12 protein-coding genes and 5 tRNA genes are annotated in these 13,212 nt (G+C 38.9%); 12 read left to right on the top strand and 5 right to left on the bottom strand.

The window, feature by feature from the left end:
* Positions 1–91: 91 nt before the first annotated feature.
* A complete protein-coding gene (gene recN / locus B9T27_RS12720) occupies positions 92–1,765 on the bottom strand; it encodes a DNA repair protein RecN (protein ID WP_086207184.1) in 1,674 nt (557 codons plus the stop codon).
* Positions 1,766–2,121: 356 nt separating this feature from the next.
* On the opposite strand from recN, the gene B9T27_RS12715 reads away from it, so the two are divergent.
* The 3 genes from B9T27_RS12715 (at position 2,122) to B9T27_RS12705 (ending at position 4,363) form a co-directional block, all read left to right on the top strand.
* Positions 2,122–2,445, top strand: a complete 324-nt coding sequence (locus B9T27_RS12715; RefSeq protein WP_086207183.1) for a pyrimidine/purine nucleoside phosphorylase — start codon at positions 2,122–2,124, stop codon at positions 2,443–2,445.
* A gap of 137 nt (positions 2,446–2,582) precedes the next feature.
* Positions 2,583–3,329: a 23S rRNA (guanosine(2251)-2'-O)-methyltransferase RlmB gene (gene rlmB / locus B9T27_RS12710; RefSeq protein WP_086207182.1), complete on the top strand. Its 747-nt coding sequence runs from the start codon at positions 2,583–2,585 to the stop codon at positions 3,327–3,329.
* A gap of 104 nt (positions 3,330–3,433) precedes the next feature.
* The gene (locus B9T27_RS12705; protein ID WP_086207181.1) at positions 3,434–4,363 is read left to right on the top strand and encodes a DMT family transporter; all 930 of its coding nucleotides are present in this window, start codon (positions 3,434–3,436) and stop codon (positions 4,361–4,363) included.
* A 16-nt stretch (positions 4,364–4,379) separates the two neighbouring features.
* Here B9T27_RS12705 and coaE read toward each other — a convergent pair whose 3' ends face one another.
* Genes coaE through pilB form a run of 4 tightly spaced genes read right to left on the bottom strand, consistent with a single transcriptional unit; the run spans position 4,380 to position 8,822 of the window.
* A complete protein-coding gene (coaE, locus tag B9T27_RS12700; RefSeq protein WP_086207180.1) occupies positions 4,380–4,982 on the bottom strand; it encodes a dephospho-CoA kinase in 603 nt (200 codons plus the stop codon).
* A 12-nt stretch (positions 4,983–4,994) separates the two neighbouring features.
* Positions 4,995–5,855, bottom strand: a complete 861-nt coding sequence (locus B9T27_RS12695) for a prepilin peptidase (RefSeq protein ID WP_086207179.1) — start codon at positions 5,853–5,855, stop codon at positions 4,995–4,997.
* Positions 5,855–7,081: a type II secretion system F family protein gene (locus B9T27_RS12690; protein ID WP_086207178.1), complete on the bottom strand. Its 1,227-nt coding sequence runs from the start codon at positions 7,079–7,081 to the stop codon at positions 5,855–5,857. Before B9T27_RS12690 ends, B9T27_RS12695 begins: the two co-directional genes overlap by 1 nt.
* A 28-nt stretch (positions 7,082–7,109) precedes the next feature.
* The gene (gene pilB, locus B9T27_RS12685; protein WP_086207177.1) at positions 7,110–8,822 is read right to left on the bottom strand and encodes a type IV-A pilus assembly ATPase PilB; all 1,713 of its coding nucleotides are present in this window, start codon (positions 8,820–8,822) and stop codon (positions 7,110–7,112) included.
* A 267-nt stretch (positions 8,823–9,089) separates the two neighbouring features.
* Here pilB and tpiA point away from each other — a divergent pair, with 267 nt between their 5' ends.
* The 9 genes from tpiA (at position 9,090) to nusA (ending at position 13,211) form a co-directional block, all read left to right on the top strand.
* A complete protein-coding gene (gene tpiA / locus B9T27_RS12680; protein WP_086207176.1) occupies positions 9,090–9,875 on the top strand; it encodes a triose-phosphate isomerase in 786 nt (261 codons plus the stop codon).
* Positions 9,876–9,888: 13 nt separating this feature from the next.
* Entirely contained in the window at positions 9,889–10,221 is a 333-nt protein-coding gene (gene secG, locus B9T27_RS12675) for a preprotein translocase subunit SecG (RefSeq protein ID WP_086207175.1), read from the top strand.
* A 62-nt stretch (positions 10,222–10,283) separates the two neighbouring features.
* Positions 10,284–10,368 (top strand) — tRNA-Leu (locus B9T27_RS12670).
* A gap of 45 nt (positions 10,369–10,413) precedes the next feature.
* Positions 10,414–10,490 (top strand) — tRNA-Met (locus B9T27_RS12665).
* Positions 10,491–10,567: 77 nt separating this feature from the next.
* Positions 10,568–10,644: transfer RNA gene (locus tag B9T27_RS12660), tRNA-Met, on the top strand.
* A gap of 79 nt (positions 10,645–10,723) precedes the next feature.
* Positions 10,724–10,800, top strand: a tRNA-Met gene (locus B9T27_RS12655).
* An 88-nt stretch (positions 10,801–10,888) separates the two neighbouring features.
* Positions 10,889–10,965: transfer RNA gene (locus B9T27_RS12650), tRNA-Met, on the top strand.
* Positions 10,966–11,166: 201 nt separating this feature from the next.
* Positions 11,167–11,691 carry a ribosome maturation factor RimP gene (rimP, locus tag B9T27_RS12645; protein WP_086207174.1) on the top strand — a complete coding sequence of 175 codons (525 nt, stop codon included), beginning with the start codon at positions 11,167–11,169 and terminating at the stop codon, positions 11,689–11,691.
* Between the two features lie 35 nt (positions 11,692–11,726).
* Positions 11,727–13,211, top strand: a complete 1,485-nt coding sequence (gene nusA / locus B9T27_RS12640; protein WP_086207173.1) for a transcription termination factor NusA — start codon at positions 11,727–11,729, stop codon at positions 13,209–13,211.
* The last annotated feature ends 1 nt before the right edge of the window (position 13,212 follow it).

The following is a 13,212-nucleotide window of genomic DNA, read 5'->3' as shown; positions in this document are numbered from 1 at the left end:
AAGTAGATTGGATTGGGTGAAAAAAATTCAGTAGAGAGTTTCGATTTAATGGCTTAAAAGACCAGTCGTTTGGACGGCTGATCTTAGGATTTTATGCATTTAATTTGATGGCTTGAAACTTTAACTGACGTAATTGCTTGGCATGTTGCAGTGTCGTTTCACTAATTTCAACGCCACCAGTCATACGTGCTAGTTCTAAAATACGTTGATCTTCTTCTAACACCAAAATGGTACTGCTTGCTGGATCTGTCTGTAATTTTTTGACCAATAAGTGTTGATCAGATTGAGCTGCTACTTGAGCCTGATGGGTAATACAAATAATTTGTACGTGTTGACCTAAACCTGCGAGTAATCGACCGACAATTTCAGCAGTACCACCACTAATTCCTACATCAATCTCATCAAAAACTAAAACTTCAGCTTCAGTTTTTTCTGCATTCATGACTTGCATGACTAAGGCAATACGTGACAATTCTCCACCCGATGCAACACGAGCTAGTGGTTGCGCGGGGATGCCTTTGTTGGCTGTAAATAACAGCTGAATAAAACTCAAACCTTCAGCAGAAACTTGCTCTAAAGGTTCAAATTTAAATTCAAAATAGGCTTCTGGTAGTGCAAGTGTTTTAACTTGTTCAGTCAATTGTTTGGCTAAAGGAATAGCTGCTTCACGACGAATCGTATCGAGGTGTTGGGCTTTTTCTATAAAGAGTTGATATGCAATTTCAACGTGCTCGGCTAAGGTTTCAGGATCCTCAAGTTGATGTAATTGTTCAAATTCTTGTTGCCACTCTAGATGTTGATTTTTTAATTGTTCTGGTTGAATACGATATTTTCGGGCTAGACGATGGAATACCTCTAATTGAGTATTTAATTCTTCCATTCGTTCGGGATCAAAACTTTGACGATCAATAAATTGTCGTAAATTAGCTGTTGCATCATCAATTTCACTGTGTGCATTGACTAAAGAGTTATAAATTTCAGCAAGTTGTTCGCTCCGTCCCGCATGGAGTTCTAAGCGACGAATAATTGAAGAGATTTCTTGAGCAAGGTTTTGCTCAGATTCATCTAATACATTTAGACTGTAGCTACAGTCTTGCATGATATGTTCATGATGGCTAAGACGATCAAACTCTTGTTCGGTTTCTTTATAGTCAATTTGAATAATATCTTCGAGTTCTTCAAGCTGTAATGTTAATGTTTCAATACGTTGCAAGCGATTGGTTTGTGCATCAATGGCTGCTTGATGAGTGCGAATATTTTTTTGCCATGTAGCATAGGCATCACGAACATCTTGCGCTGGTTGATAAAAATTATAATAACGGTCTAACCAGTGCTTAGGATAGGGTGGTTCTAATAATTGTTGCTGACTATGTTGGCTATACAGTTGAACCAAAAGGCGTCCAATTTCTTTTAATTCAGATAAGCTACTGGGACGGCCATTAATCCATGCTTTACTTCTTCCTGTGGCAAAAATAACGCGACGCAAATGAATTTCACCCGATTCATCATCTAGTTCATGAGTTTTTAACCAGAGTGCTTCAGAACTATGCTCTTGGTAGCTAAACACAGCGGTCACATCTGCTTTTTCAGATCCATATCGAACATAGTTGGTGTCGGTACGTTCCCCTAAACAGGCAGATAAGGCATCCAGTAATAAGGATTTTCCGGCACCTGTTTCCCCAGTGAGTACGTTGAACCCTTGCTCAATATCAATGGCTAAATTATCTGCTAAAGCAAAATTGATCAGATTTAAGTGTGTCAGCATAAACGCATCCAAGCTGCGAAAAGTGTTGTTATAAGATAGTGAAGTTTTGTTTTAGTCACAAGTCACTTGATATTCGAATATCCAGTGATTTTATAATTCTAACTTAAATTTTAGATAGAAATTAAAATCTTACTCAAAAAATGATCTATATAAACAAAATTAGAAAACTAGGTGCAAGTGATGGTTCAATTTAATTTGCAAGAGAAGCTCTTTATCATTGCAATATTTAAGCAAACTTTTACAACAAGAGCTCTTTAAATTGATCCAAATGAAACATTGATTGATTAGTTGATCGGGCACAATTAAACTGTCAGCATGATAATTTATATAAATGCGCATTATTTGGGAGAATACGCATGTCATCACAATTTGATCATGTTTCAGTAGTAAAAAAATCAAATGTTTATTTTGGTGGTTTGTGTGTGAGTCATACCGTTCAATTTGAAGACGGGACGAAAAAAACATTAGGAGTTATTCTTCCAACTGAACAAGCATTAACATTTGAAACGCATGTGCCTGAACGGATGGAGATTATTTCGGGTGAATGTCGCGTGAAAATTGCAGATAGTGAAGAGCATGAATTGTTTCGTGCTGGACAGTCTTTTTATGTGCCAGGTCACAGTAAATTTAAAATCGAAACTGATGAAATTTTAGATTATGTATGCCACTTAGAAGGCTAATTGCTGTAACTATTCGCCGTATTTTAGCCAAGAAATTTTAACCAAAATCGGTTAAACTAGAATACTAATGAAATCCTGTAAAGTCAGCTTTGCAGGATTTTTCTTTTCTATTATGAAATCGTAAATTGAGGTCGTTCATGGCTAAACCCGAATATTATTATGGCGTTCATTCTGTGGAGTCATTATTGGAGCTTGAACCTGAACGCGTACTGACTTTGTTCACTTTGAAAGGTCGTGATGATCAACGCTTGCAAAAAGTTTTGCAGTTGGCTGAACCTTTTGGAATTAGTGTACAGCAGGCGAGTCGTGATAGTTTAGAAAAACTAGCAGGTTTACCTTTCCATCAAGGCGTGGTTGCGGCAGTTCGTCCACATCCTATTTTAAATGAAAAAGATTTAGATGACTTATTAACTGCAACACCAAATGCATTTCTATTGATACTTGACCATGTGACTGATCCGCATAATTTAGGTGCATGTGTTCGTACGGCAGCAGCGATGGGTGTTGATGCGGTGATTGTACCTCGTGATCGTGCTGCAAGCTTGACCCCGACTGCACGTAAAGTGGCAGCTGGTGGTGCTGAAAAAGTGAAATTCATTCAAGTAACGAATTTGGCACGAACATTGGGTCAAATCCAAGATGATTTTAATGTGCGTGTTATTGGAACTATGCTTGATGATAATGCTTTGCCTTTACATAAATGCGACTTCACTGGGCCAATCGCAATTGTGATGGGTGCAGAAGATACTGGTCTGCGTCCAATTACACAGTCTAAATGTGATCAGACTGTGTACATCCCAATGGCAGGAAATTTACAAAGCTTAAATGTAAGTGTCGCAACAGGTATGGCTTTATACGAAGCTTGCCGTCAACGCCAAGCTTAATTATTTTATGTTATTTGACTCGATTGATTTTTTAAAAATCAATCGAGTCACTTAGTGATGTGCCAAAAGCTTCTCCTCAATTTTAATCCGACCTGAGAAAGATCATGATGACCTCTCGTACTCAAGGCTATATTTATGTAGCAATTACCATGTGTATTTGGGGGGGATTCACAATTACTGCAAGACTCAATGCCATTTGGCATATTAGTGCATGGGATATTGCGGCTTTACGTTTTGCTTTGGCATTTTGTATTTTAATGCCAATTTTAATCTATAAAAAAGATACTGCATTTTTGTTAAAAAAAGAGCCATTTATATTGGCCATGATTGGTGGTGTTGCATATTGTTTAACATCCTATAGTGCTTTTCATTATGTGCCTGCTGCACATGCTGCTATTTTTTTAAATGGCTGTATTCCCTTATGTACTGCATTAGCAGCGTATTTTCTTTTTAAACAGTCTTTTGATAAACATACTTGGATAAGTCTCATCATTATGCTCGGTGCGATTTCAGTCATGAGTCTATTGATGTATGAGGAAACTGGTGTTGCTTTTGGTTTTGGTGATTTATTATTTTTGATCAGTGCAATGTGGTGGGGGATTTTTACGGTCTTATTGAAACAATGGAAACTCTCAGCATGGCATTCGATGGCAGGTGTAGCGATTTGGTCTGCAATAGTTTATGTACCAATTTATTTATTATTTCTGCCTAAGCATTTAGATCAAGCATCATTGCAGCATATTGTTATGCAAACCATTTTTCATGGAATTTTTGTGGTGATTATTGCAACACTCACTTATGTTGAGGCGATAAAACGGCTCGGAGCATTTCAAGCTGGTAGTGTTGTGACCTTAGCCCCTTTTATTGCTGCAATAATCGCTGTGCCATTATTAGGTGAACCACTAAGTTTTGCTATTATTTGTGGCTTGGTTGGTATGGCGATAGGGGCATTGCAACCATGGCGTTGGCTGGGGCGTCAAGATAGTCTTAAGCTTGCTTTAGATCAAAAAAATCTAATCAATAAGAATAAATAACCTCTTAGAGTAAGTTTCAGCCTAACTCACTTTGCGCTAAATATTGTAAATGAAGGGGCTTAAGCTGAGCATACAAATGTTCTAAATGCCCATCATTCAATACGATATCATCTGCTAGTACCTTTTTTTGCTGCCGTGGCATTTGTGCTGTCATAATTTTACTGATTTGCTCGATATTTTGACCATCTCGTGCAGAGGCTCTTTGGATTTGCACATCTTCAGTTGCATCAATTAGTAAGGTGCGTTGTGTGAGTTGATGTTGATTGGTTTCAAATAACAAAGGTGAAACCAAGATTACATAGGGGCTGGTTGCTGCCTGTAACTGTTGGATAATCAAAGTTCGAATCGCAGGATGGGTGATTTGTTCCAATTGCTGTCGTGCATCTGCTTCTTTGAAGATATAGTCACGTAACGCTCGACGGTTAAGTTCACCATTTTCAAGCAAGACCCAGTCACCGAAATTTTTTTGGATTTGGACTAGAGCAGGCTGTCCTTTTTCAACAATTTCTCTTGCGACAATATCGGCATCAATGACTTGAATACCTTGGGTTTCAAACCATTGACTTGCAGCAGATTTACCACTGCCAATTCCACCTGTTAAGCCCAAGATAAACGTCATATTTAAATCCTATTAACCGCCTAAATATACTTTCATAATTTGCTCACCCCATAAAAAGGCAATCCAACCAGCAATGGCAATATAAGGGCCAAATGCAAAAGGTTGATTCTCTTTACGGATTTTAAGCAGAATAATCCCAACGATTGCACCAACGAGTGAGGAAAGTAGCACGATGAGGGGCAACATTAACGGGCCCATCCAAGCACCGAGTGCTGCTAATAATTTAAAATCACCATAACCCATACCTTCTTTACCCGTAATCACCTTAAATAGGTAGTACACAATCCAAAGGCATAGAAAACCAATGATATAGCCCCAAATTGCTGATACTGGTGTGGTATATAGACCGATGCTGTTGACAGCTAAACCTAAAGCAGCAAGCGTAAGGGTGAAGCGATCGGGTAACAATTGTGTATCAAAATCAATGAAGGTTAAAGCAATCAGTGTCCATGTGAGTATCAGTCCAAATAGCATCTGTAGGGTAGGGCCAAATATAGCCACAATCACTAAAGAGCAGAGCATGGTGAGAATTTCTACACATGGATAACGAAAACTAATCGGATTTTGGCAAGTACCACATTTGCCTTTAAGTACAAGCCAGCTAATGACTGGAATATTCTGATACCAGTGAATTTTGGTATTGCATTTTGGACAGGTGGAAGCAGGTTGGCTTAGGCTCAGTTTATCTGTATCAATGATTGCTTGTTCAGGATGCAAAAGCATTTGCCATTCTTGATGCCATTCTTTTTCCATGATTTTGGGTGTTCTAAAAATGACGACATTTAAAAAACTACCAATACATAAGCTCAATACACCAACAGCGAAAAAAAGGGCTGTTGGTGTTTGAGTAAAGTAATAAATCAGTTCTTGCATTAGACAACTGAACCCATTTGGAAGATTGGAAGGTACATCGCAATCACGAGACCACCAACTAGAACACCAAGTACTGCCATAATTAAAGGCTCCATCATTGAGGTTAGACCATCGACCGCATTATCAACTTCATTTTCAAAATGGGTTGCTACTTTATCGAGCATTGAGTCAAGTGCTCCAGATTCTTCTCCAATAGCCACCATTTGGATCGCCATTGAAGGAAATTTATTGGTCATTCGCATCGCAAACTGTAATTGTTGCCCCGTAGAAACATCATCACGGATCTTAAGCACGGCTGCTTCATAGACGCAATTATTGGTTGCACCTGCAGTTGACTCTAAAGCATCAATTAGTGGTACACCCGCCGCAAAGGTAGTGGCTAAAGTACGGCTATAACGGGCAATAATTGCTTTGTAGACTAAATCACCAAAAATAGGGGCTTTAAGTGCAGCTTTATCGAGTAAATCACGGAACTTTTTACTACGTTTTTTAGCTTCAAGGAATGAAGCAATAATTGCACCAATTACGAGAATTAAGATGAACCAGTAGTTCTGCATCCAGTCTGACATATTGACTACCATCTGAGTGAAAGCAGGAAGGTCTGCGCCAAAGGAACTAAATAAGCCTTGGAATACAGGCACGACTTTTACCATCAAAATAATGGTGACAATCAGTGCTACTACGATCACTGACATCGGATATTTCATGGCCTTTTTGATTTTTTGCTTTAAAAGTTCACTTTTTTCTTTATAAATTGCCACTCGATCTAACATGGTTTCAAGTGCACCAGATTGCTCACCAGACTCGACCAAAGAGCAGAATAAGTTATCAAAATACTGGGGGTATTTTTTGAGCGCACCTGCAAAAGTATTTCCGCCCTCAACTTCACTTTTAATTCCCAAAACCACTTCACGCATAGAAGGATTTTCTAAGCCTTCCGCAACGATTTCAAAGCCTTGTACTAAAGGTACACCTGCTTTCATCATGGTTGCAAGTTGTCGGGTGAAAATAGTGATATCTAAAGTTGTGACCTTTTTTTTCATTAAACCTTCGAGAATATTTTTACGCTTTTCTCGAATGGTTTTAATGTTAACCCCTTGCTTTCTAAGCGTAACTTTGGCCAATGCCATATTACGTGCAGGTAGTTCTCCTTTAATTTTGACCCCTTTACGATCAACCCCATCATAAGCAAATGTTGGCATCATTTGAGCTTTTTTGACTGCCATAATGTATTCCTTAAATATTGATTATTCTTTATTCGCTGGTCACACGGTTTATTTCTTGTAAAGAAGTTAAACCGTTAATGACTTTGATTAATCCAGAACGTCTTAAATTATTAAACCCCAATCTTTCCGATGCCGCTGCAATTTCTAAAGCATTGCCATCTTCCATAATAATTTTTGAAATTTCTGGCGTCACTTTCATGACTTCATAAATACCGACACGCCCTTTATAGCCTTCTCTACATTCATTACAACCGATCGGTTGATAAATTTGAAACTCAGGACTTGATAAATCTTCTTGTGTAAAACCCATTTCTAACAAACTTTGTTTAGGGATTTCGACAGGTACCTTACAATGGCTACATAAGCGACGTGCTAAGCGTTGTGCAATCACTAGATTTACAGAGGTAGCAATATTGAAAGATGGGACACCCATATTTCTTAAACGGGTTAATGTCTCTGGTGCACTGTTAGTGTGCAGTGTCGACATTACCATATGACCCGTTTGTGCGGCTTTAATCGCGATTTCAGCAGTTTCTAAATCTCGAATCTCTCCGACCATAATAATGTCAGGATCTTGTCTTAAGAAGGATTTTAAAGCAACGGAAAAACTTAACCCAACTTTTGGATTGACGTTGACCTGATTAATACCTTCTAAATTAATTTCGACTGGATCTTCAGCTGTGGAAATATTTGAGCTTTCAGTATTTAAAATATTAAGACCAGTATATAGCGAAACTGTTTTACCAGAACCTGTTGGTCCAGTGATGAGAAGCATCCCTTGTGGCTTATCTAAAGCATCCATAAATAATGCTTTTTGATGTTCTTCATAGCCGAGTGCATCAATCCCGAGCATTGCACTTGATGGATCTAGAATACGCAGTACCAGCTTTTCGCCAAATAATGTCGGTAAGGCGTTGACACGAAAATCAATAGCTTTATTTTTAGAAAGTTTGAGCTTAATACGACCATCTTGAGGGATACGTTTTTCAGAAATATCCATTTGTGACATGACTTTGAGGCGAGATGCCAAACGGGTTGCAAGTTGCAAAGGGGGGTTGGTAATGTGTCGTAAAACACCATCGACACGATAACGAACACGATAGGTTTTTTCGTAAGGTTCAAAGTGTAAGTCAGAGGCGCCCATTCGGATCGCATCAATTAGTAATTTATTAATATATTTAACAATTGGAGCTTCTTCTTCCGCTTTTTCCTCAGGGTCTGAGTCTGTAGCGGTGTCGTCTGTCTGGATGAGATCAACATCGAAATCATCACCACCAAAATCAAAATTAGTTTCTTGAGTAAAATATTTTTCTAAATATTTGATTAATTTATCATGTTCAACAATAACTGGTTCAATATTGAGGTTGCTATTAAAACGAATAGCATCAAGCGCTTCAATATTGGTTGGATCACTGATGGCAATATAAAGTACATTGCCACGATGCACCAATGGCAGGACATGGTGTTTATTAAAGAGATTATTGTCGACTAAATCTTGAGGGAATAGATGTGGGTCAAAAGCATTGAGATCAAAAAAAGGTTCACCAAATTCAAGTGATATCATTTCTGCGATCAGCAATGGTGATACTTTTAGATGTTCTATTAAGTATGCGACCAGATTGACTTTATTCTTTTTCGAACTATCTATCGCAATTTGCATCTGTGGCACAGAAACAACGCCATCATCTACGAGACGACGAATGTAACCAGAAAATTTAGGCGAAACTTGCTGTGTAGACATCCCCAATACACCTTAAATTCATTTTATAATTGGAATGTTAAAATTATACGGTGATCGTTAAAAATATCTATATTTAAAAGTACTGATATCAAAAGATAATCGATAAATAGTATGCACTAATTATAATTCTGTAGCTGAACTATGAAATGTTCAGCGTTTATTTTTTTATTCTTATTTAGTAATAACAATAATTAGCCTATGAAAATATTCTTATTCTGAAAAAAATCCGTGTAGAATGTGCTCATTTTCGATAATAGGGTTAGATGTATGTCGGGTTCGACTATTATTCCTTGGGTTGTCGGCAATTGGAAAATGAACCCATTGCAAGCTAACGCACAGCAACTTATTCAAGATTTAAAACAATATTTTACTCAAGAGCAAATTTCAGCACAAAGCTGTCATATCGGTGTTGCGCCAGTATCCATCGCATTATTGAATGTTCGAGCTCAATTATGTGATACCCCGATTAAAACGGTTGCTCAAGACGTTTCTCGTATTGCAGGTTTAGGTGCTTATACGGGAGAAGTAAGTGCCGAGCTATTAAAGGATAGTGGTATTCAATTTGTTTTAGTTGGACATTCAGAGCGTCGTGAAATTTTTGCGGATACGGCTGAAATTGTCAAACAAAAAGTACAACATGCATTAAGTGCAGGACTGACTGTAATTTATTGTGTTGGTGAAAGTTTAGAACAACGTGAAAGTGGTCAAGCAGAGCAAGTGGTATTACAGCAAATTTGCGATATCGCTACTGTGGTTCAAGCGGAACAGTGGCAAAAAATTGTTATTGCCTATGAGCCTATTTGGGCGATTGGTACAGGAAAAACTGCATCTCCAGAAGATGCGCAGACCATGCATGCTAAAATTCGTGAAGGTTTAAGCCAAATTACAGATCAAGGTAAAAATATTGCAATTTTATATGGTGGTAGTGTTAAGCCTGAAAATGCAGTAGAGTTGGCGGCTTGTCCAGATATTAATGGTGCGCTGGTTGGCGGTGCATCATTAAATGCCGAGTCTTTTTATCAAATTGCTCAGGCATTCGCAAAAACACAATAATGAGGAGTTCAGCATGCAGACATTTGTGCTGGTAGTGCATATCATTTTAGCCGTATTAATGATTGTGTTGATTCTTGTACAACACGGTAAAGGTGCAGATGCAGGTGCTTCATTTGGCGGTGGTGGTGCAGCGACAGTATTTGGTGCGTCTGGTTCTGCGAACTTTTTGACGCGCTTAACCGCAATTCTTACTGCATTGTTTTTTGTAACAAGTTTAAGTTTAGCTGTTTTTGCGAAAAAACAAACAAGCGATGCTTATGGCTTGAAAACAGTTCAAACCGCACCGCAAACGACGGTGCCACCCCAACAAAATTCGGGTGAAACTTCACCAACTGCACCAAAATAAGCTGAATTATTGAAATTAAACCTTTCAATTTGATAGGCAAGCTACTAGAATGCCACACAGCTGCGGTGGTGGTGGAATTGGTAGACACGCTACCTTGAGGTGGTAGTGCTTTCGGGCGTGGGGGTTCAAGTCCCCCCTTCCGCACCAACAATGAACCAGATTGTTGGTGTTAGCAGCTAAAAAAAGCATTGATGCGGGATGGAGCAGTCTGGTAGCTCGTCGGGCTCATAACCCGAAGGTCGTTGGTTCAAATCCAGCTCCCGCTACCATTTTAATTAAGATGCAACTTAATTAAAACAATTGTTTAGCTGTAAAGTTAAAGTTGTATGTAAAATTGCAGTATAGTTGCGGGATGGAGCAGTCTGGTAGCTCGTCGGGCTCATAACCCGAAGGTCGTTGGTTCAAATCCAGCTCCCGCTACCATTTTAATTAAGATGCAACTTAATTAAAAACAATTGATTAACTGAAAAGTTAAAATTGTCTATAAAATTTGCAGTATAGTTGCGGGATGGAGCAGTCTGGTAGCTCGTCGGGCTCATAACCCGAAGGTCGTTGGTTCAAATCCAGCTCCCGCTACCATTTTGATTAAGGTGCAACTTAATCAGGACAAGAAATTAAAGTTTGATTGAAAAACGTTTAATTATTGTGTATAATTTTGCAACGTTGATGCGGGATGGAGCAGTCTGGTAGCTCGTCGGGCTCATAACCCGAAGGTCGTTGGTTCAAATCCAGCTCCCGCTACCAAGTTTCTAAAAGGGCTCACAGATAGGTGGGCCTTTTTGCACAGTGGACTTTAGTTTTCTGTGTAATAATAGGGGCGATTACGCCCTTTTTTATTGGCTATCGTGTGGTGTAGACATCAATTGGTCAAAAAGTCATGCTTCACTATAGTAAGTTTGAATCGGTCCAATGAGCGATTGAATCGCACAAATATGACGAGAGTAAATGAAGCTATCAAATAAAACTCAAGCACTTCAAGACTTAATTGCCCCGGCAGTGCAAGCTTGTAATGTAGATCTTTGGGGAATCGAATTCCTTCCTCAAGGTAAGCGTTCTTTATTGCGTATTTATATCGACAAACCAGTCGGTGAAGACGCAACATCATTCACGAATGATGATGGTGAAGAAGAATTGGTACGTGGTATAGGTGTGCAAGATTGCGTGCGTGTAACTCAACAAGTTGGCGCAATGATGGATGTTCATGATCCAATTTCTGGGGAGTATTCTTTAGAAGTTTCTTCTCCAGGTTGGGATCGTCCTTTTTTCCAACTTGCACAAATGCAGGCTTATATAGGTCAACAAGTTGCATTTCGCTTAATTTCAGCTGTAGAAAATCGTCGTAAATTCCAAGCGAAATTGGTCTCAGTTGATCTTGAAAATGAATTTATTCAAGTGGAAGTTGAGCAGCAACAAGTGCTTGAAATTGATAGTAATAACATCGACAAAGCGAATTTGATCTATCAAGACTAAATTTAATTTATAAGAATTTGAATAGTAGGTGACTTATGGGCCGTGAAATTCTTACCGTTGCAGAGACGGTTAGTAATGAAAAAGGTGTTAGTCGTGAAGCGATTTTTGAAGCACTTGAGCAAGCGCTTGTAGCTGCGACGAAGAAAAAATTCTACGAAGGCACAAATTCTGAAGAAGCTCAGCTTCGTATCGAAATCGATCGTAAAACGGGTGAATATCGTACTTTCCGTCAGTGGGAAGTAGTTGCTGATGAAGATCATGAGATGCCTGCATGTCAAGATGCTATTTCAGATCTAGATCCTGAAAAATGGTCTATTGGTGATATTCGCGAACTTGAAGTGACATCTATCGAGTTTGGCCGTATTGCTGCACAAATTGCAAAACAAGTTATTGTTCAAAAAATTCGTGAAGCAGAGCGCGCGTTAATTGCTGATGCTTATGAAGAAAAAGTTGGTGAACTGATCTACGGTGAAGTGAAAAAACAAACCAAAGATGGGTTTATTATTGACTTAGGTGATAATGCTGAAGGGTACTTATCACGTGAAGAAATGATTCCTAAAGAGCTTCTTCGTCCTAAACAACGTCTTACTGCCATCCTTTACAGTGTAAATCGTGAAGGTCGTGGTGCACAATTGTTATTGTCACGTGCTAAACCTGACATGCTGATTGCTTTAATGAAAAAAGAAATTCCTGAAATTTCTGAAGAAATCATTGAAATTAAAGCAGCTGCACGTCAACCAGGTGTTCGTGCTAAAATTGCTGTGAAAACCAACGATCATCGTATTGATCCAGTGGGTGCATGTATTGGTATGCGTGGTACGCGTATTCAAGCGGTACAATCTGAATTAAATGGTGAGCGTATTGATGTTGTGGTGTGGTCTGATGATCCAGCTCAATATATTGCAAGTGCTTTAGAGCCTGCTGATGTATCGGGTATTGTGCTTGATGAAGATGCAAGAACTGCAGATATTATTTTTGCAACCAGCGATCAATTGGCACGTGCTATTGGTTCACAAGGTCAAAATGTACGTTTGGCTTCAGAGTTGACTGGCTATAAGCTGGATATGATGCTTGAAGATGAATATCGTGCTCGTCAACAAAGTGAAGCGCAACAATATTTAGATATGTTTGTTGAGCGTCTAGAAATCGAAGAAGATCTTGCCATGGCATTGGTAGAGATGGGCTTCACTTCTCTTGAAGAAGTGGCGTACGTTCCTGCTGAAACATTTGATGAGATCGAGTTAGATGCTGACTTGGTAGAATTATTACAAAGTCGTGCAAAAGAAGCTGCTTTAGCAGATGCGTTAAAACAGCAAGAAAATATTCAAGATCCAAGTGCTGAACTTCTTGCAATGGAAGGGATGACTTCAGAGATCGCTTATGCATTAGCCGCTCGTGGCGTAATCACTGTGGATGATTTGGCAGACCAAGCAACTGACGATATTTCTGATATTGACGGTTTGGATGCTGAAAAAGCAGGAAAATTGATTATGAAAGCACGTGAATCATGGTTTAACTAGG

The sequence above is a fragment of the Acinetobacter sp. ANC 4648 genome (assembly GCF_002135345.1).
In the GTDB taxonomy this organism is placed as follows: Bacteria; Pseudomonadota; Gammaproteobacteria; order Pseudomonadales; family Moraxellaceae; genus Acinetobacter.
Note: the sequence above shows the minus strand (reverse complement) of the source record. Positions and strands in the feature narration are given on the sequence as shown.

Bases quoted from the DNA above. Each gene is read 5' to 3' on its own strand.
- secG (WP_086207175.1), top strand. From the start codon at position 9,889: ATGCAGACATTTGTGCTGGTAGTGCATATCATTTTAGCCGTATTAATG.
- B9T27_RS12695 (WP_086207179.1), bottom strand. From the start codon at position 5,855: ATGCAAGAACTGATTTATTACTTTACTCAAACACCAACAGCCCTTTTT.
- B9T27_RS12690 (WP_086207178.1), bottom strand. From the start codon at position 7,081: ATGGCAGTCAAAAAAGCTCAAATGATGCCAACATTTGCTTATGATGGG.
- rlmB (WP_086207182.1), top strand. From the start codon at position 2,583: ATGGCTAAACCCGAATATTATTATGGCGTTCATTCTGTGGAGTCATTA.
- recN (WP_086207184.1), bottom strand. From the start codon at position 1,765: ATGCTGACACACTTAAATCTGATCAATTTTGCTTTAGCAGATAATTTA.
- rimP (WP_086207174.1), top strand. From the start codon at position 11,167: ATGAAGCTATCAAATAAAACTCAAGCACTTCAAGACTTAATTGCCCCG.
- coaE (WP_086207180.1), bottom strand. From the start codon at position 4,982: ATGACGTTTATCTTGGGCTTAACAGGTGGAATTGGCAGTGGTAAATCT.
- tpiA (WP_086207176.1), top strand. From the start codon at position 9,090: ATGTCGGGTTCGACTATTATTCCTTGGGTTGTCGGCAATTGGAAAATG.
- B9T27_RS12705 (WP_086207181.1), top strand. From the start codon at position 3,434: ATGATGACCTCTCGTACTCAAGGCTATATTTATGTAGCAATTACCATG.
- B9T27_RS12715 (WP_086207183.1), top strand. From the start codon at position 2,122: ATGTCATCACAATTTGATCATGTTTCAGTAGTAAAAAAATCAAATGTT.
- pilB (WP_086207177.1), bottom strand. From the start codon at position 8,822: ATGTCTACACAGCAAGTTTCGCCTAAATTTTCTGGTTACATTCGTCGT.
- nusA (WP_086207173.1), top strand. From the start codon at position 11,727: ATGGGCCGTGAAATTCTTACCGTTGCAGAGACGGTTAGTAATGAAAAA.